The 22,076-nt window shown below is 55.9% G+C and carries 24 protein-coding genes; 12 read left to right on the top strand and 12 right to left on the bottom strand.

Going from position 1 to position 22,076, the window contains the following annotated elements; all coding sequences use genetic code 11:
* Positions 1-41: 41 nt before the first annotated feature.
* The 5 genes from ACR0ID_RS00940 to fabD form a co-directional block, all read right to left on the bottom strand.
* Positions 42-785 (bottom strand): 1-(5-phosphoribosyl)-5-[(5-phosphoribosylamino)methylideneamino]imidazole-4-carboxamide isomerase, encoded by a 744-nt coding sequence (locus tag ACR0ID_RS00940; protein WP_480603244.1) that lies wholly within the window; start codon positions 783-785, stop codon positions 42-44.
* A gap of 123 nt (positions 786-908) precedes the next feature.
* The gene (locus ACR0ID_RS00935; protein WP_480473385.1) at positions 909-1,448 is read right to left on the bottom strand and encodes a GNAT family N-acetyltransferase; all 540 of its coding nucleotides are present in this window, start codon (positions 1,446-1,448) and stop codon (positions 909-911) included.
* A gap of 138 nt (positions 1,449-1,586) precedes the next feature.
* Entirely contained in the window at positions 1,587-1,820 is a 234-nt protein-coding gene (locus ACR0ID_RS00930; protein ID WP_050602116.1) for an acyl carrier protein, read from the bottom strand.
* Between the two features lie 207 nt (positions 1,821-2,027).
* Positions 2,028-2,765, bottom strand: a complete 738-nt coding sequence (gene fabG, locus ACR0ID_RS00925) for a 3-oxoacyl-[acyl-carrier-protein] reductase (protein ID WP_480473386.1) — start codon at positions 2,763-2,765, stop codon at positions 2,028-2,030.
* A 42-nt stretch (positions 2,766-2,807) separates the two neighbouring features.
* Positions 2,808-3,746, bottom strand: coding sequence for an ACP S-malonyltransferase (gene fabD / locus ACR0ID_RS00920; protein WP_480603241.1), 939 nt, complete (start codon positions 3,744-3,746; stop codon positions 2,808-2,810).
* Positions 3,747-3,920: 174 nt separating this feature from the next.
* On the opposite strand from fabD, the gene ACR0ID_RS00915 reads away from it, so the two are divergent.
* On the top strand, positions 3,921-5,144 hold the full coding sequence (locus ACR0ID_RS00915) for a cytochrome b/b6 domain-containing protein (protein ID WP_480603239.1): 1,224 nt from the start codon (positions 3,921-3,923) through the stop codon (positions 5,142-5,144).
* A gap of 57 nt (positions 5,145-5,201) precedes the next feature.
* On the opposite strand, the gene ACR0ID_RS00910 is transcribed toward ACR0ID_RS00915, so the two are convergent.
* Both ACR0ID_RS00910 and ACR0ID_RS00905 read right to left on the bottom strand, forming a co-directional pair.
* Positions 5,202-5,774, bottom strand: a complete 573-nt coding sequence (locus ACR0ID_RS00910) for a YceI family protein (RefSeq protein ID WP_480517476.1) — start codon at positions 5,772-5,774, stop codon at positions 5,202-5,204.
* Positions 5,775-5,899: 125 nt separating this feature from the next.
* On the bottom strand, positions 5,900-6,346 hold the full coding sequence (locus tag ACR0ID_RS00905; protein ID WP_480603237.1) for a hypothetical protein: 447 nt from the start codon (positions 6,344-6,346) through the stop codon (positions 5,900-5,902).
* A 353-nt stretch (positions 6,347-6,699) separates the two neighbouring features.
* On the opposite strand from ACR0ID_RS00905, the gene rpsF reads away from it, so the two are divergent.
* The 6 genes from rpsF to ACR0ID_RS00875 all read left to right on the top strand — a co-directional run bounded on the left by rpsF (position 6,700) and on the right by ACR0ID_RS00875 (position 10,491).
* Positions 6,700-7,053 (top strand): 30S ribosomal protein S6, encoded by a 354-nt coding sequence (gene rpsF / locus ACR0ID_RS00900; protein ID WP_209503558.1) that lies wholly within the window; start codon positions 6,700-6,702, stop codon positions 7,051-7,053.
* A gap of 28 nt (positions 7,054-7,081) precedes the next feature.
* A complete protein-coding gene (gene rpsR, locus ACR0ID_RS00895; RefSeq protein WP_005608650.1) occupies positions 7,082-7,309 on the top strand; it encodes a 30S ribosomal protein S18 in 228 nt (75 codons plus the stop codon).
* A gap of 12 nt (positions 7,310-7,321) precedes the next feature.
* The gene (rplI, locus tag ACR0ID_RS00890; protein ID WP_480603235.1) at positions 7,322-7,939 is read left to right on the top strand and encodes a 50S ribosomal protein L9; all 618 of its coding nucleotides are present in this window, start codon (positions 7,322-7,324) and stop codon (positions 7,937-7,939) included.
* 167 nt (positions 7,940-8,106) lie between these two features.
* Positions 8,107-8,592, top strand: coding sequence for a transglycosylase SLT domain-containing protein (locus ACR0ID_RS00885; RefSeq protein WP_480517480.1), 486 nt, complete (start codon positions 8,107-8,109; stop codon positions 8,590-8,592).
* 235 nt (positions 8,593-8,827) lie between these two features.
* A complete protein-coding gene (locus tag ACR0ID_RS00880) occupies positions 8,828-9,529 on the top strand; it encodes an autoinducer binding domain-containing protein (protein WP_480473391.1) in 702 nt (233 codons plus the stop codon).
* A 107-nt stretch (positions 9,530-9,636) separates the two neighbouring features.
* A complete protein-coding gene (locus tag ACR0ID_RS00875) occupies positions 9,637-10,491 on the top strand; it encodes an acyl-homoserine-lactone synthase (protein ID WP_480517482.1) in 855 nt (284 codons plus the stop codon).
* 100 nt (positions 10,492-10,591) lie between these two features.
* Here ACR0ID_RS00875 and tig read toward each other — a convergent pair whose 3' ends face one another.
* The 3 genes from tig to ACR0ID_RS00860 all read right to left on the bottom strand — a co-directional run bounded on the left by tig (position 10,592) and on the right by ACR0ID_RS00860 (position 15,234).
* The gene (tig, locus tag ACR0ID_RS00870; RefSeq protein ID WP_480603233.1) at positions 10,592-11,923 is read right to left on the bottom strand and encodes a trigger factor; all 1,332 of its coding nucleotides are present in this window, start codon (positions 11,921-11,923) and stop codon (positions 10,592-10,594) included.
* 173 nt (positions 11,924-12,096) lie between these two features.
* The gene (locus tag ACR0ID_RS00865) at positions 12,097-13,221 is read right to left on the bottom strand and encodes a porin (protein WP_480603231.1); all 1,125 of its coding nucleotides are present in this window, start codon (positions 13,219-13,221) and stop codon (positions 12,097-12,099) included.
* Between the two features lie 309 nt (positions 13,222-13,530).
* On the bottom strand, positions 13,531-15,234 hold the full coding sequence (locus ACR0ID_RS00860) for an NAD(P)H-hydrate dehydratase (protein WP_480603229.1): 1,704 nt from the start codon (positions 15,232-15,234) through the stop codon (positions 13,531-13,533).
* Between the two features lie 169 nt (positions 15,235-15,403).
* Between ACR0ID_RS00860 and ACR0ID_RS00855 the strand changes: the two genes are divergently transcribed.
* The 4 genes from ACR0ID_RS00855 to ACR0ID_RS00840 all read left to right on the top strand — a co-directional run bounded on the left by ACR0ID_RS00855 (position 15,404) and on the right by ACR0ID_RS00840 (position 19,359).
* Positions 15,404-15,742 (top strand): P-II family nitrogen regulator, encoded by a 339-nt coding sequence (locus ACR0ID_RS00855; RefSeq protein WP_480603227.1) that lies wholly within the window; start codon positions 15,404-15,406, stop codon positions 15,740-15,742.
* A 33-nt stretch (positions 15,743-15,775) separates the two neighbouring features.
* Positions 15,776-17,182, top strand: coding sequence for a type I glutamate--ammonia ligase (glnA, locus tag ACR0ID_RS00850; RefSeq protein ID WP_480473395.1), 1,407 nt, complete (start codon positions 15,776-15,778; stop codon positions 17,180-17,182).
* A 287-nt stretch (positions 17,183-17,469) separates the two neighbouring features.
* On the top strand, positions 17,470-18,258 hold the full coding sequence (locus ACR0ID_RS00845) for a lytic murein transglycosylase (RefSeq protein WP_480473396.1): 789 nt from the start codon (positions 17,470-17,472) through the stop codon (positions 18,256-18,258).
* A 198-nt stretch (positions 18,259-18,456) separates the two neighbouring features.
* Positions 18,457-19,359, top strand: a complete 903-nt coding sequence (locus ACR0ID_RS00840; RefSeq protein ID WP_480603226.1) for a hypothetical protein — start codon at positions 18,457-18,459, stop codon at positions 19,357-19,359.
* Between the two features lie 36 nt (positions 19,360-19,395).
* Here ACR0ID_RS00840 and ACR0ID_RS00835 read toward each other — a convergent pair whose 3' ends face one another.
* Positions 19,396-20,139: a heme-dependent oxidative N-demethylase family protein gene (locus tag ACR0ID_RS00835; protein WP_480603224.1), complete on the bottom strand. Its 744-nt coding sequence runs from the start codon at positions 20,137-20,139 to the stop codon at positions 19,396-19,398.
* A gap of 122 nt (positions 20,140-20,261) precedes the next feature.
* On the opposite strand from ACR0ID_RS00835, the gene dddP reads away from it, so the two are divergent.
* Entirely contained in the window at positions 20,262-21,605 is a 1,344-nt protein-coding gene (gene dddP / locus ACR0ID_RS00830; RefSeq protein WP_480603223.1) for a dimethylsulfonioproprionate lyase DddP, read from the top strand.
* Between the two features lie 10 nt (positions 21,606-21,615).
* Here the strand turns inward: dddP and ACR0ID_RS00825 are convergent, their stop codons facing one another.
* Complete coding sequence (locus tag ACR0ID_RS00825; RefSeq protein ID WP_480473400.1) at positions 21,616-21,810, bottom strand: hypothetical protein; 195 nt, start codon at positions 21,808-21,810, stop codon at positions 21,616-21,618.
* Between the last annotated feature and the right edge of the window lie 266 nt (positions 21,811-22,076).

Below are 22,076 nucleotides of genomic sequence, written 5' to 3'. Positions count from 1 at the left end.
AAACCGCCCTTTCGCGCGTCCAGCCGAAAGGGCGGAGTTGCTTACTGAAACTGCGCAACCGGCTCGTGGGCCGATTTGGCAGTTTCAAGTGCTTTGGCCAAGTCCAGTGTCTTGCGGAACAACGCACGCCCGACAATCGCGCCCGAGATGTTGGGGATGTATGCCAGCCGTGAGATATCGTCTGCTGTGCGCACGACACCGCTGGCAATCACCGGAGTACGCGAATGGTTTGCCAATCGCGAGATCAGACCAAGCTTTGCCTCGACATCTTCGATGTCGCTGTCGATATCTGTTACCACGATGGCGGCAAAGGGCGTATCGCCGAATGCGTCGATAAAGGCTTCGGGCGTGAACGCACTTTGGCTGCGCCAGCCGTCAGTCATAACAAGGCCTTGCCAGACATCCACTGACAGCACGATCTGGTCAGGGTGCAGCTTGGCCAGATCCTTGACCTGGTTTGGTTCACGCGCGGCAAGCGTGCCAACCACGATGCGGCCCGCGCCCTTGTCGATCCAGCGCTCAATCTGCTCGCGCGAGCGCATGCCACCCGCCAACTGCACCGGAATCTCGGCCTTGCGAAGGATATCTTCGACCAGCTGCGCGTTGGTATCCTTACCCTCGATCGCGTCGAAATCCGTCAGGTGCATCCACTCGGCACCCGCCTCTGCCCAGCTCCGTGCGGTTTCTACCGGATTCACGTGCCAGATCATCGCTTCTTCCAGACGACCCTTGTCCAGCGAGACACACCGGCCGTTCTGCAGTTCCATCGTGGGGTAAATCCTCATGAGCTTGGTCCTCCGCTCAATCGCTCTGAAAATCCCCGGCAGCATACATCCAGAACGCCCGCCCGAAATCACCGGGATCGGCACAGCTTGGCCATTTTGCGGCATACTGTTTAAGTGGCGAATCTATGCGCGAGCTGGCGGTCCGTTGCGTCGTAACAAATGCACCGGGGTTTCATTATACACCCCTTCCCGCATCAGAACATAGCCTAGCTTCTTGGCGAGTTTCTGCGAAGACATGTTCGTCGCGTTTATCATCGCGACCAACGGTCCGGGAATCACCCGATCAAACCAGTCATGCGCAGCCTTGGCTGCCTCGTATCCCAATCCCTGCCCCTGTGCTTCGGGGACCAGCACCCACCCCGCCTCTGGGAAGCCGTCGAAATCGTCGCCCATGCATCGGTTGCTATAGAAGAATCCGGCCTGCCCTATCAGCTTGCGATTCGATTGTTGCATCACGCCCCACTGGCCAAAACCGGCCATCTGCCAATGCCCGGCATTACGCAGGAACGAATCCCACGCTTCGCCACGCGACCGGGGAGAGCCGCCGATATGCCGGACGACACAAGGGTCACGCCAAATTTCCGCAAACCGGTCGAAGTCTTCCGGGCGCATGGCGCACAGCGTCAAACGCGCGGTATTTATCATCGGAGTGGATCTTATCATGCCCTGTCCACTTTGAGTTTTGCCTCAGTGGAAACAGTGCGCAGGCCACAATAGCCACGCAAGTCCGAAATTCGGGCAGGCATAAAAAAACGGCGCCCCCGTTGCCCGGAAGCGCCGATTTTGATCAGAAAGAAACGCTTAGGACGCTTCGCTGATGAACTTGACGGCGTCGCCAAAGGTCTGGATGGTCTCGGCTGCGTCATCGGGGATCTCGATGCCGAACTCTTCTTCGAAGGCCATGACCAGCTCAACAGTGTCCAGGCTATCTGCGCCCAGATCGTCGATGAAGGACGCGTTTTCCACGACTTTATCTTCTTCAACACCCAGGTGCTCAACAACGATCTTCTTAACGCGATCTGCGACGTCGCTCATGTCTATTCCTCATTCCTTTACAGGGCGGTCCGCCCGATTCTGCCCTTGCCCGCACGGGTTGGCTTTGGTTTGCCCGTTTTGGGCGGTTTCGGTCCCGGCGAACCGGGAAATAGAAGGCCGACCTGAACGACCGGCCCCGCATAGATGCGCCGCCTATAGCATAGTCGACGCAAGAGGCAAACGCTTTCGCACTCGCCCCTGTCGCGCTCACAACATGGCCATACCACCGTTCACATGCAAGGTGCTTCCGGTAACATAGCCCGCTTCGGGGCTGGAAAGATACAGAACGGCAGCTGCAATTTCCTCGGGATCGCCCATGCGACCGGCCGGAACCTTGAGCAACAGACCCTTTTTCTGTTCCTCGGTCAGTTTCTCGGTCATTGCAGTTGTGATAAATCCAGGTGCCACGGAATTCACAGTAATTCCGCGTGTCGCAACTTCGTGGGCCAAAGCCTTGGAAAACCCGATCATACCGGCCTTGGACGCGGCATAGTTCGCCTGCCCCGGATTGCCGATTGCGGCCACCACGGACGAGATATTGACGATACGGCCCCAGCGCGCCTTCATCATGCCCCGGATCACCCCTTTGCACAGTTTCATGGTCGAGGTCATGTTCACGTCAATGACGCTTTGCCATTCTTCGTCGGACATGCGCATGAACAGGTTGTCGCGCGTGATTCCGGCGTTGTTTACAAGAATGTCCACCGATCCCATCGCCTCGGCCGCTTGCTTAGGCAACGCTTCAACGGCTTCCGGGTCACTTAAGTTGCAAGGCAGAACATGCGCGCGTTCGCCCAGTTCGTCGGCCAGAGCCTGAAGCGGTTCAACGCGTGTACCGGACAAACCAACCGTTGCACCTGCGCCATGCAACGCACGTGCGATGTCACCTCCGATACCGCCCGAAGCACCGGTGATCAGCGCATTCTTACCTGTTAAATCAAACATTCGGTTTCCCTCTTGCTGCGTCGCTTACAACGCGGATTGAGCTTACGATTCGACCTGAATGGTCTTCTGAACGTCTTCCGGTGTGCCCACGGCCTTGCCCGCGATTTCGCGATCGATCTTGCGGATCATACCGGACAGCGCCTTGCCAGCGCCGATTTCCCATGTTTCAGTCACGCCTTGAGCCGCCATATATTGCACGCTTTCCCGCCAGCGAACCGAACCGGTCACCTGCTCGACCAGCAATTGACGGATCAGATCCGGATCGCTGACAGCCTCGGCGCGAACATTGGCCACCAAAGGTACGGCTGGTGCCTTAATTTCGACGGCAACAAGCGCTTCTGCCATTACATCTGCAGCAGGTTTCATCAGCGAACAGTGAAATGGAGCACTTACCGGCAACATAACGGCACGTTTTGCACCTTTTTCCTTGGCTATCTCGGCTGCGCGCTCGACAGCCGCTTTTGAACCCGACACGACGACCTGCGTGGGATCGTTGTCATTTGCGGCCTGACAGACCTCGCCCTGTGCGGCTTCTTCCGCCACGGCGCGTACGGCCTCCAGATCCAGCCCCAGAATGGCGGCCATGGCCCCCTCGCCCACGGGTACCGCGCTTTGCATAGCCTGACCACGGGTGCGCAGCAAACGCGCTGTATCTGCAACAGACAAGGCCCCCGCCGCGGCCAGAGCCGAGTATTCACCCAGTGAATGCCCCGCCACAAAAGCCGCCATGCTGACGGATACGCCCTCGGCTTCCAAAGCACGCATGGCTGCCATCGATGTCGCCATCAACGCGGGTTGAGCATTCTGGGTCAGTGTCAGGTCAGCAATATCACCGTCCCAAATCAGACTGCTCAACTTCTCGCCCAACGCGTCGTCCACCTCATCGAAAATGGCCTGAGCCGCCGGATAGGCCTCTGCCAGAGCTTTGCCCATACCTATGGTCTGGGCGCCTTGTCCCGGAAAAACGAACGCGAGTGTCATTGCAACCTCATGGATGGTTTCAGGTTGCGGCGGGGTGTAAACTGACTGATCGTCTGGCACAAGCATTGCCTGCTTTCTGCATTGTGGCACCTTTTGTGTGCACCCGCGCTCACTTGTGTCTGTTTCATCCGGCTTTACCTTGGGCACAACCCAGAATCCCGGAGCGTCCGACACATGCAATCGACCAATTCCTTTTCAAGCTACGGCAGCATCGCAAAGACGTTTCATTGGCTAACCGCGTTGCTGATCTTCACGGCTTTGCCCCTCGGCTGGGTCGCGGACAATCTGGCACATGCGGTATTGCACTCGGCAGCGGCCCCGACCGAGTTGGAAATTGCCCGTGCAGCGCGCGTGTTCTCATTGCATAAAACCGTAGGGGTTACCGTGTTCTTCGTGGCATTGGCCCGCATTCTTTGGGCGTTCACGCAAACCAAGCCCGGCCTTCTGAATGCTGACAACAAACCCGAAGCCTTCGCCGCTGAAACCGTCCACTGGCTGCTTTACGGTTCGCTGGTCCTTGTGCCCCTGACCGGTTGGATTCACCACGCCGCGACCGAGGGCTTTGCCCCAATCCTTTGGCCCTTCGGCCAAAACCTGCCTTTTGTACCGAAATCCACCGCCGTGGCCGAGGTTACAGGAGTTCTGCACTGGCTCTTCATGTGGGTTCTGGTTGTTTCCCTTGTCCTGCACATTGCAGGTGCGCTGAAACATCACGTCATCGACAAGGACGGCACATTGCGTCGGATGTTACCGGGTCTGTCAGATGCGCCGGAACCACCACATCAAACCCATTCACTGATTCCAGCCGTCGCTGCACTGGCGGTCTGGGGTGTCGTCGTCACCGGAGGCTGGGCAACCGGGAAGCTGGCCCCTAACATAGGGGAAGCCCCGGATGTCCAATTGGCTGAGGTTCAATCGGAATGGCAAGTTCAGAGCGGCACGCTGTCGATTACAATTTCGCAATTGAACAGCCCCGTGACAGGTTCGTTTTCTGACTGGACTGCCGCAATTACCTTTGACGAGCCCACAGACCCGGGCCTGGCGGGATCTGTCGATGTAACGATATCCATTGGCTCGCTTCGTCTTGGAACCGTATCCGATCAGGCCATGGAGCCAGATTTCTTCGACAACGCCCGGTTCCCCACTGCTCAGTTCAAGGCCGATCTTTATAAAACCGAAAGTGGTTATGAGGCGCGCGGCCCGCTTACTATTCGCGACAAGTCGATCGATGTCGTTTTGCTTTTCTCGCTGGACCTGCAGGGCGACACTGCTACCATGGCGGGCACAATCGAGCTTAACCGGTTGGCGTTTGATGTAGGCACATCGCAGCCTACCGAAGACTCGCTGGGCTTTACCGTCGCAGTATCCGTAGAACTCACTGCGATACGCGGTCAGTAAGGCAAAAAAAACGCCGGTGATTAAATCACCGGCGTTTTTCTGTTCGTGATTCTGCGATTACTCGGCTTTTTGTGCCTCGACCGAAATCTGGATTTGCACTTCGTCGCTGACAAACGGTGCAAACTGACCCAGGTCGAATTCACTGCGGACCAGCGTTGTCGTGGCATTGAAACCAGCCCAGGGCTGGTTCGCCATCGGGTGGGTGTCAGCCTTGTTGAGCTTTGCGTCCAGAACAACTGATTTGGTCACACCGTTCATCGTCAGATCGCCAGTGATGTTCGCGGTGTTGTCACCGGTCACTTCGATTCCTGTCGATGTAAAGGTGATCAGATCCCCTTCGGCCGCGCCAAAGAAATCCTCGGTCATGAAGTGATCTTCACGGGGTTTCCAGCCGGTAAACATCTCCAATACGGGCATCGACACGCTCACGCTCGAAGCGGCGGGGTTTTCCTGATCAAACATGATCTCGCCTTCAAAGCCGGAAAACATGCCAGTCGTGGTTGAGAACCCAAGATGGTCATAGCTGAAAATGACCTGGCTGTGGCTGGGGTCCAACACGTATTTCTCGGCGCTGGCGAATGCCGTCGTCGCTGACACGGCCAATGCAGCAGCAAGAAAGGTGGATTTCATATCAATCTCCGCGGTTTTGTGATTGCAATCCGTCAGGATTGCTTGAACGCAAAATGTGCTGCCCAGGGGCAGCACACAACTATTTTTGATTCACAACTTCTGTTCGTTTTTGAACAGAATAAAACTCAGCCGAAAATTGTTACGCTCTTGCTTAGTTGACCTTTCAGCGCCCGGCTGACATCCGCCGATTCAAGTGGCAGCTTCATCAAAAGGCTGCCGTCCACGTCAAACAGATGAACTTCGTTTTCTTCGAAACGCGCCCCACCCAGCGAGTCATAGCTGCGGCGCAGGACAGTCTGAGGGCGCCCGTCTTCGTTTTTCTGCAACACCCGGACTTCGCGACGGATCGGGTCGAAATAGGCGTCAGGACGCGGGTCAAGAACCTCGATCGTCAGAAGGGCGACGCCAACGACCAGAAACAGCATGGACGCCGCCATCTTGATCGGCCAAACATCTGCGCCAACGACCGATCCGGGCATCAACCACATTGAAAACGCGGAAACGATCAGGAACGCCCCGACCATCCGCGCCAGGACCAGGCGGGCCTTCCAGTTCGGTGCAAACGTGATCATTACCGGCACTGAATTTTCAAATCGCGAGCCGGCAACGTTTTCCTGATATGCGTTTGTGTTAGTAGCGGTCATAACACGTCACCCTTTTAAGGTTACTTTCGAAATTCTGTTGATCCGGTTGATGTCCGGTATGCAAAACAACTTTGAGCCGAAAAGCGTCAGCAATTGGGCGGCCTAAAGGAATTTGGGCGGCGTCTCAGAGGCATATGTGGCAGGGCTTGCCCTTGCGGCTCAGACGTGTATACGGGGCCATCCTTCGCAGTCGTATGAATCGCGCAGCCTCTCGTGGCAGGGTCGCGAAGGAACGTTTGGCCCCGCCTATGAAATGCGCCTTGATATAAACAGGAGTGCACATGCCACTGTATGAGCATGTAATGATCGCGCGTCAGGATCTGTCCAACGCGCAGGCGGAAAGCCTCGTCGAACATTTCGGCACCGTTCTGGCTGACAACGGCGGCAAGCTGGTTGATAGCGAGTACTGGGGCGTCAAGACGATGGCCTACAAGATCAACAAAAACCGCAAAGGCCACTATGCCTTTCTGAAAACCGATGCCCCCTCGGGCGCGGTGCAGGAAATGGAACGCCTGATGCGTCTGCATGAAGATGTCATGCGCGTTCTGACCATCAAGGTCGACGGCCACGAAGATGGTCCGTCGGTTCAGATGCAGAAGCGTGACGAACGTGGCGAACGCCGCGAGCGCCGTTGATCAACGCCTGAGAAAAGGACTCTAAACCATGGCCGCAAAACCATTTTTCCGCCGCCGCAAGGTCTGCCCGTTCTCGGGTGAGAACGCGCCGAAGATCGACTACAAAGACACCCGTCTGCTGCAGCGCTACATCTCTGAGCGTGGCAAGATCGTTCCTTCGCGCATCACCGCCGTTTCGGCGAAGAAGCAGCGTGAACTGGCCCGTGCTATCAAGCGCGCCCGCTTCCTCGCCCTGCTGCCCTACGCTGTGAAGTAAGGAGAGACTGACATGCAAGTTATCCTGCTGGAACGCGTTGCGAAACTGGGTCAGATGGGCGACGTCGTTGACGTCAAGCCCGGCTACGCCCGCAACTTCCTGCTGCCCCAAGGCAAAGCCCTGAGCGCGTCCGACGCCAACATCGCGTCGTTCGAAGCCCAGAAAGCGCAGCTTGAGGCCCGCAACCTGGAAACCAAGAAAGAAGCTGAAGCACTGGCTGAAAAGCTGGACGGTCAGCAGTTCATCGTGATTCGCTCGGCATCGGATGCCGGCGCTCTGTACGGTTCGGTCACCCCGCGTGACGCCGCTGACGCCGCAACCGACGCAGGTTTCACCGTCGACAAGAAACAGATTGTCCTGATCGCCCCGATCAAGGAACTGGGTCTGCACACTGTCGCAGTCAAACTGCACCCCGAGGTTGAAGTCGAAATCAAAATGAACGTGGCCCGTTCGGCAGAAGAAGCCGAACTGCAGGCTTCGGGCAAATCGATTCAGGAACTGGCTGCTGAAGAAGAAGCCGCTGCTGAATTCGAGATCGCCGAACTGTTCGAGGACATCGGCTCGGCCGCTTCGGACGACGACATGGTTGCCGACGCAGCACCGGTTGAAGAAGACGAAGCCAAAGCCTGATCCGGCTGCTTGTAAGCATTCCAAAGGCCGCGCCAAAGCGCGGCCTTTTCTTTTTTCCCTATGTGTTCACAAGTCGTACCGGCAAGTTTCAGCCCATTTTCCGGGGTAAGCTTGAAGACTTATTGTCCGATCCGTATCATTGCCGCCGAAATCCAGAGGACCGAAAAATGCTTGTTTATCTGCGCCAAAGTTTCCTGGCACTGTTTCTATTTGTGTCGTTGGTTGCCTGCGGGGCAGACCAGGTCTCCAAGGCGGGTACGCCACGTTTTGACCCGCCGCTTCACCCAAATGAAACGCCCGAGCTGAGAGCTTCGATCAACAGATGGGCGGATCATTATCAGGTTCCGCGAGAGCTGGTTCACAAGCTGGCCATACGTGAAAGCACGCACCGACCATGGGCCGTCAACCAGCCCTATTACGGCCTTCTACAGGTTCTACCCGCCACTGCGCGCTCGATGGGTTACACCGGTAAAGCCGAAGGTTTGCTGGACGCAGACACCAACCTTGAGTTTGCGGGAAAGTACCTGCGCGGTGCCTGGCTGCTGTCCGACGGGGATCAACGCAGGGCGATTTTCCTGTACGCCAAAGGTTACTATCCAGAGGCAAAAGCCAAGGGGATGCTGGTCGAAACCGGGTTGAGACCGGCGCCCTGACGTCCATTGGCGTCAGAAATTGGCCGGATTTGGCACTTGAAACTGAATAGTGACAAAAATGTTCTATTGGTTGTCGCAATATGCGGTATTGCACAGACAATTAAGACCTCTCCTTGTCATGTTTAGAAAAGTATGATGTTCTGACGTGGTGAGGTAAACGGGTTCCACTCTGTGTAATACGCATGCTCGACGACACCATCGGGCGGCAAGATGGGCCACAGCTGGTAGGCGCCACATGGAAATTGTCGATCTGAGCACTCTGCCGGATTCTGAAGTTCGATATACCGAGTTTCTAAGGCAAATCTGTGAGAAGCATGACATGGATCATGCGGCCTACGCTGGTATGAATCCCGCGGCAGGAACAGTGGCTGGCTTTGTCACCTATGACGACGCCTGGACCGAGCACTACCAGAAACAAGGTCTGATCATGATCGACCCGACCATCCACATGGCCCGCCGCAGTATTGCGCCGGTGGATTGGAGCCGTCTTGAACGGAGTCCGGATTTTCAGCGTGTGTTCCGGGATGCTCATGATTTTGGCCTGCCCAGTCAGGGAGTTACGATCCCGGTACGTGGCCCTTACGGCGATATTGGCCTGCTGAGCGCAACCCGAAATTGCAGCAAGGAAGAGTGGCGTAAGCTCTATACAAACTTTATCGGCGATTTGCAGGCCATGGCCGTACACATCCACGACAATGTCGTGTCGTCGGATCAGCTGACCAACGCACTATATCATCCGACATTGTCCTCTCGCGAAGCGGAAATCCTGCAATGGGTCGCCGCAGGTAAGTCGCAGCAGGATATCGGCGATATTTTGTCTATTTCGCACCGAACCGTAGAAGTACACTTGCGTTCGAGCCGGGAAAAGCTTAGTGCGCTGACCACCCCTCAGGCTGTAGGGCGGGCGATAGCGATCGGGCTTATTACCCCGGGATAAACAAAAAAATCCCCAAATTTCGTCAAAATACGGGAATCCCCCAATAGAAAAATCTTTCGAGAGCGGTAACGTCAGTATTACCGAACAACCACTCGAAGGGGGAAGAAATGATCATCGTGGTAGATGGCCTGAACAGACATATGTTCAGCGAAGTTCTTGACGAAATGTTCGAGTTGAGAGCACGTGTTTTTGGCGGACGTCTTGGATGGGACGTAAAGATCGAAGACGGCAAGGAAATTGATGAATTCGATCATCTGGACCCGGCATATGTAATCGGACTCGACGACGGGGGGAATGTCGTCGCAGCCGTGCGTGCCCTACAGACCACAGGACCTCATATGTTGTCGGATGTGTTTTCGGCAATCCTTTGCGGGGAAGCACCACTTCGCAGCGCAACAATGTGGGAATCGACACGCTTCTGCGTGGACACGCAGCGCCTAACGCGTGGCAAGGAAAAGAACTCTGTCTCTTATGCTACCTGCGAGCTGATGATTGGTTCTCTGGAATATGCCAAGAACTCAGGCATTCAGGATATCATCACCGTAATCGATCCGGTCATGGACCGGGTTCTGAAACGGTCGAACTGCGCGCCATATGACTATGTCGGCGAAACGGTTCCCATGGGGAAAGTCTCGGCACTGGCCGCCCTGTTGGATTGTACCGATGAACGCATCTCGGGCCTGCGCGAATTTGCAGGCATCCATGAGAACGTCTTTATGGACGACGAAGAGGCACTGGCACTGTTTGCAGCCAAGAAGGCCGCAACCCAGAACCCGGCCAATCAGGATCACAAGCCACTGACTGATCTTGAGAAGTATTTTGTGGAACAGATGAGCGCCGCGAGGAACGAAGCTGAACGTCAGGACGTTCTGAAGCTGATCGAAGCGCTCTCGGATACGTTCACACCAGAGCAGAAGATCGCTTTGTTAGAAACCCCCCGTGCTTTTGCTCATGAGGCCTGACCCCCTCACCTCATAGATACAAAAGCCACCCATGCGGAGCCGTCTGTTTACAGGCGGCTCCGTTTTTTCCCCTCTCTGAACAAAGAGGGAAGGAAGAGGATTATTCCTCTTCCAATGCCTCAATGGCTTTTTGCAGGTCGTCCTTGCTGACTTCCTTTTCGCTGACCTGGGCCAGCTCGAACACATAGTCGACAACCTTGTCTTCGAAGATCGGCGCGCGAAGTTGCTGCTGCATCTGAGCGTTCTGCTGTACGAACTCGAAGAACTGGCGTTCCTGACCCGGGTACTGACGCGCCTGATTCATGATCGCCTGGGTCATCTCGGCGTCGGTGACTTCCACCTCTGCCTTTTGGCCCAGTTCAGCCAGCAACAGACCCAGACGCACGCGGCGTTCGGCCAGCTTGTTGTGCTCATCGGTGGGTTCGATCTCACCGTGGTCATGACCGGTTACCTCGGGGTTTTCCTCGTGCCACAGCTGATGTGCAATCTGCTTGGCTTCGGCTTCAACCAGCGACGGCGGCAGGTCGAAGGACACTTTCTCATCCAGCGCGTCCAGCAGGGCCCGCTTCATGACAGCGCGCGATGCACCCGCGTATTCTGCTTCCAGACGTTCCGAGATCTGAGTTTTCAGGGCGGCCAGATCCTCGGCGCCGAACTTCATCGCCAGCTCATCGTTGATCTCAGCTGCAACCGGCTCTTTCACTTCCTTGATCGTGCAGGTGAAGACCGCGTCTTTTCCGGCCAGGTGTTCGGCACCATATTCTTCCGGGAAAGTCACGTTGACGTCTTTTTCTTCCTCGGCCTTCACACCGACCAGTTGGTCTTCAAAACCGGGGATGAAGCTGTTCGAGCCCAGAACCAGCGGGTAATCTTCCGCCGATCCACCTTCGAATTCTTCACCATCAACCTTGCCGACGAAATCGAACACGATCTGGTCGCCTTCCTTGGCTTTCGAACCCTTGCGGCGGGCTTTGAAGTCCTGAGCGGTTTCAGCCAGGTTGTTCAGCGCTTCCTCGACGGCGGCGTCATCCGCCTTGACGATCAGCTTGTCCAGCGCGACCGATTTCAGATCGACCTCAGGGATCGCGGGCAGCGCTTCGTAGGACATCGCGACCTCGATATCATCGCCTTCTTTCCAGTCCTCGTTGGTCATCTTGACTTCGGGCTGCAGCGCGGGGCGGTCGCCGCTGTCCTCAAAATGCTTGTTCATCGCACCGTCGATGGATTCCTGCATCGCCTCGCCCAGCAGGCGCTGGCCAAACTGCTTTTTCAGCAGCGCCATCGGCACCTTGCCTTTGCGGAAGCCTTTCATTTCGATTTCCGGCTGTGCTTCGGTCAGCTTTTCATTGACCTTGTCGTCCAGTTCGGCTGCGGTCACAACGATGTTGTAGCCGCGTTTCAGACCTTCGTTCAGCGTCTCGGTAACCTGCATTTTGGTAGTCCCCATAGGATTCGGGGCGCGCAAAACGGGCGCGCCGGGCAAATTTGACGCCTTCTATTTGCCCTGCCGCCAACGTGCAAGGGGCAAAGGCTGAATCAACCTGGTTTTGGCAAAAAAGAACGCCCCGGTTTTCGGGGCGTTCGTGTTGGGTCGCTGGAAGGCAATTAAAACTTCCAGCGCGCGCCCAGAACCCATGCTTCGTTGTTGTCAAAGGATGAACCATCATCGAAGTCGTGGTTGCGATACTTCAGGTATACATCGGTATTGATCGCTTCGACCTTCTGTACGACAGCAATACCCCATGCCTTGGTGTCGGACCCGTTGGTCTCGAAATCCGAGCCGTCATAATAGTCGATGCCGACACCTGTCTTACCCCAGGAAACCCAGTTCCCTTCGTACGAGACCTTGCCGTACCAGTAATTCGGGTCCGTCTGGCCAGCCCGGTCATCGTCACGCGTGCCGCCGGCAATGGTGAAACCCAGACCGCTGGGCAACAACACCGAGGCCGAACCGATGGTATCTTTGCGATCCCCTGAATTGTCATCCCGGTCCCGCACCGAATACGCGACAGCCGCCGCAAACTCTACTCCGCCTGCAAAGGTGTTTTCATAGAACACACCGACGTCGTAGTAGTCATCATCGTCACTGCTGGACAGGATGTTCTGACCATATGCAAATGCGGCCGAGAACCCGTTAACCGTTGGTGTGTCATACCGCACACGCCCGCGACGTGAGCCGTCAAAGTTGCTGGAACTGTCACCAACCGTAATACCGCTCAGCACACCGTTTGTGCCACGATAGAAAAAGCCCGAGTTTTCATCGTTTGTGAACGAATACAGCGCGGTGCCGACATAGGACAGGTCCACCTCGGCAGCACCATCTGCCACCATGCTGCCCTGACCAGCCGAGAATTTGCCGTAGCTCCCCTTCAAGGCAAAATCCACAAATCGGATATCGTCGCGAGTCCAGCCGCTGAAATTTGTACCGTTCTGGTTCCATTCAGTCGAGTTCGGCAAGCCCAACGCCGTTTCCAAGCGAAAGGTAAACTCGTTCTGGCCAAATGGCTGCATCAGGCGCAGGCCAACCCGGCTGTTCGACAGATCGTTGTCGAGGACCCGGGTCTCGGTATCTTGCCCGTCATCAACAGAAATCAAGGCTGGGTTAAACTGCCCGTACAACAGCACATAGCCGCCACTGTTATTTTCGTATTTCAGCTCTGCGGCTGCCGGAACAGCGACCGTGGCAGTCAGAAAGGCAGCAACCGATATCTTTTTGATATTTGGGGTCATTTCACTCACCATAATTGGTTCGGGGTTCAGATACTGCCCATTTGTTTACTGAATCCGAGCGTTCCAGTGGTCTGCCCCTTGTCTTACGCAAGAATTGTATTTTAGCAACAGAACACACTGATAATTCTGTTATTTTATATTATTTTTCATCAGCTTACAAGATACGACTCCAGCTCATACTGGCAGCGGGCAAATGAATTCTGATGCTTACCTATACACCTGACGAATATGCGGTATGCATCCGCGCACATCTTGACAGCAAAAACATGCGATTCAGTCAGAGCCTGAACTGCTTTCTGCCCAAAAAAACTAGACATTCAGCTGTTTGAAAACACCGGGCAATTGCTCAGACAGATCCTCGGCGATCAATCCCGGCCCGAAACGCCCTGCGCATTCCACGTGCAGCCACGCTGCTGTCTCAGCCGCCGTCATCGGATCGACCCCCCGCGCCAATAGCCCGGCGATATAACCGGCCAACACATCGCCTGACCCGGCGGTTGCAAGCCAAGGGGCCGCGCGATCATAGCACGCAGCATTGATCGAACATCGCCCGTCCGGAGCCGCAATGACAGTATCCGGCCCTTTGAACAACACGACACATCCCGCACGTGCCGCTGCCTCTCGCGTTGCGTCCACCTTGGAATAGGCGGGGCCTCTGACCGGCGTTTCGCTCAGCTTTTCCGCCAGATCGGGGAACAGCCGCGCAAACTCTCCGCCATGTGGGGTCAGAACGCAGCGGTCATGCAGCATTTCGAACAGGTTTCCGGGATCACCCGCAAAAGCTGTCAGCGCGTCCGCATCCAGAACCGTCGCACGTTTCGCAATCAGGGCGACCGGCACCAGGTCCCGCGCGCGCTCCAACCCCAAACCGGGGCCCAGACAAAGGGCGTTCATCCGCACGTCCTGCAACACGTCTGACAGCATTAGAGAACCATCAACGCACTGTAGCATGAGGGCAGTGATCCGGCTCGCCACCTCTGCCAACGCCAAGGATGGCACCCCCAGCGTCACCAACCCTGCCCCAATCCGCAAGGCCCCCCGCGCGGCCAGACGCGCCGCACCGGATTTGGAGGGGCCACCCGAAAGGATCAGGGCATGGCCATGGGTGTATTTGTGCGCAACGACTGAAGGTAAATCGCTTTGCTTTGTCAAAAGCGTTCTTGCACGCCGCCCGCTATCGAGCTTTTGGTCGTCCAGAGTGACGCTGCGGACTGGACCCCGGCCTGCTCTTTCTCCTTGCAAAATAACCTGCCCCCAGTGCCGCTCCGACGTTTCATTCAGACCAATTTCGACGACGCTCACTTTCCGGCAATAGGCCGGACCGTCGCTCAACACATGCCCAAGTTTTCTTCGTTCGAAGGTTACTGTCAGATCCGCAGAAAGGGGTCTGGCATCGGTCAATATTTCTGCTCGGGCACCAAGCACCTTTCCGCTGTCCATGCACAGCCCCGAAGGTGAATCGACTGCCACAAAGCGAACGCGTGATGACAAGCTGCAAAAATACTCCAACAATTGCCCAAGCACAGGATCAATCGGACGTGTCAACCCCGTGCCGAAAATCGCGTCCACCAAAACGTTAGGTATTCCAAAATTGGCCAGGCGGTCATTCTTCAAGCCTTCTTTTGAAAGCGCGTTGATAACACCCAACTCACCCCATCGCTGATAATTCACCCGCGCGTCCGGCGGCAGCCTGTCAGGATCGCCATACAGGAATACCTCAACCTTCCAGCCCAGTTCCCGCAAAAGACGCGCCACGACAAACCCGTCACCGCCGTTGTTTCCGGGCCCGCACAGCACGACCGCGCGCAACGGATTATCTTCATCTTTTTCCAAATACTCCGGGGAGCGCGAGGGGTTGGCCCCTCGCCTGTCCAGATCTGGCCATTCCTCGAAGATCGCCTCGACAACGCCTTGCCCTGCCCGCTCCATCAGCTCCAGGCCCGTGACCTCACCGGACTCAATGGCCGCGTGCTCGATGGCTCTCATCTGCGCCGCTGTCAGCAATTCGGACATGTCACACCCTCGCGCGATTCAGTTTCGATTACTTTTTGTGCAAACCGCCCAAAAATTAGCACAGAGCCTGATTTCAACGGATACCGACCCGACCGATACCGCAATCACGTTGCTGCCCGATCTTAGACGTGATCACTGCGCCTGAGACAACCATTCAAGGTGAGCCGGAATGAAAAAGATCGAAGCGATCATCAAGCCGTTCAAACTGGACGAAGTGAAAGAGGCGTTGCAGGACGTAGGTGTTCAGGGTCTCAGCGTCGTCGAAGTCAAAGGTTTCGGCCGTCAGAAAGGCCATACCGAGCTGTATCGTGGCGCAGAATATGTTGTCGACTTTTTGCCCAAGGTAAAGGTCGAGGTCGTATTGGACGATGACCAGGTCGATGCGGCCATCGAGGCCATCGTGTCGGCAGCCAAGACCGACAAGATCGGCGACGGTAAGATCTTTGTCTCTCTGGTTGAACAAGCCATTCGCATCCGTACCGGCGAGACCGGCTCGGACGCGCTCTAACATACCAATCTTCAAGTCAGAGGAATTAAGAGAATGAGCAAGGACGCAGTTCTTCAGCTGATCAAGGAAGAGGGCGCCGAATATGTCGACGTCCGTTTCACCGACCCCCGCGGCAAGCTGCAGCACGTGACCCTGATGGCCGATCAGGTCGACGAAGACTTCCTGGACGAAGGCTTCATGTTCGATGGCTCGTCCATCGCAGGCTGGAAGTCGATCGAAGCATCGGACATGAAGCTGATGATCGACACCGAAAGCGCATATGTTGATCCGTTCTACGCTGAGAAAACCATTTGCGTACACTGCACGGTCGTCGAGCCCGATACAGGCGAAGCCTATGAGCGTGACCCGCGCGGCACAGCGCAGAAAGCCGAAGCCTACCTGAAGGCATCGGGGATCGGCGATGTTGCATACATGGGCCCCGAAGCCGAGTTTTTCCTGTTTGACGATGTCCGTTATTCGAACACGATCAACAAGGTATCCTACGAAGTTGATGCAACTGACGCATCATGGAACACCGACACCGAATACGAAATGGGCAATACGGGCCACCGTCCGGGCGTCAAGGGTGGCTACTTCCCGGTGAACCCGATCGACGAAGCGCAGGACCTGCGGTCGGAAATGCTGTCCACCATGAAGCGTCTGGGCATGAAGGTCGACAAGCACCATCACGAAGTTGCGTCATGCCAGCACGAACTGGGCCTGATCTTCGACAGCCTGACCAAGCAGGCGGATGAACTGCAAAAGTACAAATACGTCATCCACAACGTGGCTCATGCGTACGGCAAATCGGCAACCTTCATGCCGAAGCCTATCGCAGGTGACAACGGCACCGGCATGCACGTGAACATGTCGATCTGGAAAGACGGCAAGCCACTGTTCGCGGGTGACAAATACGCTGATCTTTCGGACGAAGCGCTGTACTTCATCGGTGGTATCCTGAAGCACGCCAAGACACTGAACGCCTTCACCAACCCGGCAACCAACAGCTACAAGCGCCTGATCCCCGGTTTCGAAGCCCCAGTTCTGCGCGCCTACTCGGCCCGCAACCGATCAGGTTGTGTCCGTATTCCGTGGACCGAGAGCCCTAAAGCAAAACGTGTCGAGGCTCGATTCCCCGATCCGGCAGCGAACCCCTACCTGGCGTTTGCCGCTCTGTTGATGGCTGGCCTGGACGGCATCAAAAACAAGATCGATCCGGGCGAAGCCATGGACAAGAACCTGTACGATCTACCTGCCGAGGAACTGGCCGGTATCCCGACAGTCTGCGGCAGCTTGCGTGAAGCTCTGGAAGCGCTGGCTTCCGATCACGACTTCCTGTTGCAAGGTGACGTGTTCACCAAAGACCAGATCGACGGCTATATCGCCCTGAAGATGGAAGAGGTCGAAACCTACGAGCACACACCACACCCGGTTGAGTACGGCATGTATTACAGCTGCTAAGCAACACGGCATGGATTTACAGGGGCGCCCAAACGGGCGCCCCTGTTTCATTTGCGCCGGTCTGTCGCTGTTCAGCCTTTTCGAGCGCCATGACGCAGAATACACACTTTTTACCTTCGCCCTTGCTATCTGCCCGATGCTGAGGATCTGAAACCCTTCAAAGGCGCTCTGCAGACCAGTCAACAAGCTTTTGCAGGAGCGGTTGGTGCCACTCCAACGAACTGCTTTGCCCAATTCAAAGCTCAAGGTAGGCTGGCCTCAGATTTTAACACAACCGGATTACCTGCATGTTTCGCCTTTACGTATTATTCGCCCTGCTTGTGTCCTCGCCCCTTCTGGCCGCGCCTTGTGGGAATACCAGCGCGGGGTTCGAGGCCTGGAAGGCCGATTTCGCCCAGCAGGCCCGCAAGGCTGGTGTGAAAAAAAAGGGCCTTCAGGCGCTTGCCCAAGCTCAATACGCCACGGGCACAATTGCGGCAGACCGCAATCAGAAAAGCTTCAAATACACACTGGACAAGTTCATGCGTGTCAGAGGCGCTGATGCAATCGTCGCGCAGGGGCGCAAACGCAAGGCTGCAAATCCCGATTTCTATGCTGCGCTTGAACGGCAATACGGTGTTCCGCCGGGCATTCTGATCGCCATTCACGGCATGGAAACCGGCTTTGGCAATTTTATGGGAGACAGTCAGGTTGTTTCCGCAATCACAACACTGGCCTATGATTGTCGCCGGTCCGAGTTCTTTGTTCCGCACGCAATCGGGGCACTTAAACTGGTCGATGCAGGAAGCATTACCGTGGCGACAAAAGGGGCAAAACATGGCGAGTTGGGCCACACTCAGTTCCTGCCGGGCAACGCCCTGACCTATGGCGTCGATGCCACCGGCGACCGTCGGGTGGACTTCTATGACATGACCGACGCGCTTGCCTCGACCGCCAATTATCTTCGCAAGAAAGGGTGGAAGCCGGGGCGTGGCTATCAGCCAGGGGAGCCGAATTTTCAAGTGCTACAACAGTGGAACGCGGCCTCTGTTTATCAGCAATCCATAGCAATCATGGCCGCCCGAATCGACCAATAGGCGGTCGCACCAAAAACACACTCCGCACCCGCTTTCGCCACATTTCCGCCACAGTGACAAACAAAAGCCTTTAGTTTCTTGGTTTCCAACGCGTAACCAATACCGGAGTAAAATCACCTTTTTTGCATTTTCCGCCAAATTCTCCACACGAATGGTTGTTACAGTGTTCGCTGAACAGTACGCAAAAAGGACAGTGCAGTGGCTCGGAAGCACAGCTACCATGGCGGCCTGCAATTTAACGGCGACGCGAATGGCGCGATCGAGCGTTTTGGCACAATCGTTGCCACGACGCTGGAAGATTACGGCCATCTGGTCGAACGCAAGGCGTTGCTGAGCAATTCTGAAGCCAGCATTGTTTCAAGTCAGTATCTTGTGCGACTGACCTTGGATACAGGCACCCCCGAGCAGGAAGACCGGTACGAGCGTATGGATCGCGCCGCGGGGCTAAAAACGATAACAAAACCCCGCGCCGCAAATCCGCAAAACAGATTGGTTCTTTCAATCACGCCGGTCTCACCCCTGCTGGATGACTCCGAGATTTCGGAACTGATGATGGTCGTCATTCTGTATCGCATGGTCGACATTTGTTCGACCCGGCGCGTTGAATGGCTGTCGCCACACACGGTTCTGACGGTCGAGCAGTTTATGAGCGCCTTTGACACTCTGGCCCCCAGCCGATCACGCGACAGAAAACAAATTTTTCAGTCGCTGACCGGGCAATTCTCGGCAGTGAATATGCCAGAGAACGGTGACACCTTAAGTGTACTTCATACTTCGACGTCCCGCCCGATCCAGCTGACAGATGAACAATTGCTCAGCATCGCGTTTCGCAGTGAAGATACAAACATGCCAGGTCAGGAAACGTTCGATGACGACGATGGTGTCGTAAAGCCAAGCGACGTTCTGCGTCTCAGCAGTTGGTGCATGACGGGTGTACTGGCAGGCGTTTCGACCCCGATTGCCCTGTCAATGGCTGCAGTGAATCTGATCCGGGGTGAAGATTTTCGCCTCAACACCCAGGTGCTTGTCTTTACCTTCGCGATAGTTGCCCTGAACGCAACAAACGCGTTTGCCGATGTTGCGGCCGCCTTGGGCCAATAAGAGAATTACAGAAGACCCTCCTTGGATGCCCCGCCTTCAGGCGGGGTTTTCCATTTTGGGAACCGCGTTCGCCGCCAGAACATAAGTGTGGATTGAAAAGACGACCGCATCCGTTTTCGGCAAGCGCAGCAGGGTTTGCCGCTCACTTCTCAGGTAAGACGTTTTACGTCGATCTGTGACGCCCCGCCTGTCACTGGCGCTTCGGGGTTGAAACAGTTCGGGGTCTTCATACCAAAGCGCGTTAAAGCGCCAGAGCGGACGACCGGGCTGTATCCCGTCGAACAGGCGCTGCACCCGCTTGGCGATATTGTCGTCGTAACTTGCAACAGGCACATGGATGTCGATCAGTGGTCGCATGAATTTCTCGGACAAAAGCCAGCTGGCCGGGAAACACAGGATTGCGCCGGTCAATACATGTTCAGTTCCGCGCTTTTGAAGGATGCAAAAATCCTCCTGAACCAGCCTGCACAATGTATCAAGCGGCTGCGCCCGGTCGACTGCGACGGTCGCACCATCGGGTCTGACGACCTCCTCACCCGCATTGGGATAGACCTGCGACACCACAAGGTCGAGCAGTTCCCGAGCAGCGGATTCAGCCTGCGGATCAAGCGCCAGAACGTCATCGCGGCGTTCTGTCAGCAGCTTCTCCCGGCGTTGCATCTGACCGGCAAAAGCCTCGTCCCGATGCAACCAATTTTCCATCGTTGCAGGCTGTATACCCGGTAAAGCACGCGGGTTGCCGACATCATATGGTATTTTTTCCTGCAGAACTTTATTCATACCAGCGACTTAGCATAGGTCGAAATTTTTGTCGGTCGAAAACGACAGGTTCGCCGTCGCATTTTTCCAAGACGATCCACATGGGCACCTTAGGTTTGACCGAACAAGCAACGAGGTCCGTCATGAACAAGCATTACCGAGACACGCGCAAGATTGACCCCTGCCGAGGCGCTACGCTGGGCGATGGCACGCCAAATGAGAATGACCGGATCGAGATCGGGCCGACACAGCTGGCTTTTGACGAATGGGCTGCGGCAGGTCTGGAATTGCCCAATCTTGCACGGATGCGGGAACACCGCTGGAAGCGACTGACGCAGGCCATCGTTGATCGCGGATATGGTGGTTTGCTGGTTTTTGACCCGCTGAACATCCGCTATGCGACCGACAGCACGAACATGCAGTTGTGGAATACGCATAACCCGTTTCGCGCGGTGCTGTTATGTGCCGATGGCTATATGGTGATCTGGGACTACAAGAACTCACCTTTTCTCAGCACGTTCAATCCGCTGGTGCGCGAGCAGCGTTCAGGCGCGGATCTGTTTTACTTCGACCGTGGCGACAAGGTGAATATAGCGGCAGATGTCTTCTCGAACGAGGTGCGCGTGCTGATCGATGCGCATGGCGGCGGCAACAAACGTTTGGCCGTCGACAAGATCATGTTGCACGGTCTGCGCGCGCTTGAGGCGCAGGGCTTTGAGGTCATGGAAGGCGAAGAGCTGACCGAAAAGACCCGTTCCGTGAAGGGGCCAGATGAGATTCTGGCCATGCGCTGTGCCAATCACGCCTGTGAAACCGCTGTAGCGGAAATGGAGAGCTTTGCGCGCGCCAATGTCGGCAATGGCAGGACAACCGAGGATGATATCTGGGCTGTTCTGCACGCGGAAAACATCCGGCGCGGTGGCGAGTGGATCGAGACCCGCCTGTTGGCGTCAGGCCAACGCACGAACCCCTGGTTCCAGGAATGCGGCCCGCGCATCACGCAGCAAAACGAAATCATCGCCTTCGACACCGACCTGATCGGGTCTTACGGGATTTGCATCGATATCTCGCGTACATGGTGGATTGGTGACCAAAAGCCCCGCCCTGACATGATCTATGCCATGCAGCACGCGCATGAACACATCATGACCAACATGCAAATGCTGAAGCCCGGTGTGATGATCCCGGAACTTACGGCCATGTCGCACAGGCTTGACGACAAGTTTCAGGCGCAGAAATACGGCTGCCTGATGCACGGAGTGGGATTGTGTGATGAATGGCCGCTGGTCGCGTATCCGGACAAAGCCGTCGAAGGCGCCTATGACTATCCGCTGGAGCCAGGCATGGTGTTGTGCGTCGAAGCCTGTGTCGGCGAAGTCGGTGGCGATTTCAGCATCAAGCTTGAGGATCAGGTTCTCATTACCGAAACCGGGTATGAGAACCTGTCCAGATATCCCTTTGACCCCCAATTGATGGGGATCGAATAAGGCCGGGCCTTCACTCCGACCAATGGGACCGGCGGACGTTTCCATGCCAGTCTTCCGTGGCAGGGCTGATCTGAACCTGTGAACCACCTTGGGGTGCGGGCCAGGATTGGCCGACCGCGAACCCGGCAACGCCGGCCAGAATAATGGCCAGGATCATACGTGAACGCAGGTCGGGTATCTGGGGCGCAATATCTGCATGTGACATCTGTGTCTCCTGTTTCAGCTTTCATGAACTACAGATGGGATGTGCAGAGACATAAGTGAAACGAATGTTTGTTCTGATTGTCATCATCGTTCTTGATATTAATAGAAAGTGAGAGTTCCGCCACCGTGCAACACAAAAACGGCGGGGATCTTGTGCAGTCTGTGAAACACCCATTCGTTCTCACCTTCCCGTTACGCGTGTGACTTAAGGGTTGTGACCGAAGGGTCAAATACACAGTATTGGGCGTGTTCCCCCGTACCACTTAA

The organism is Ruegeria sp. AL2, from assembly GCF_056540845.1.
The sequence above is the reverse complement of the archived record's forward strand: the minus strand, read 5'-3'. Positions and strand labels throughout refer to the sequence as shown.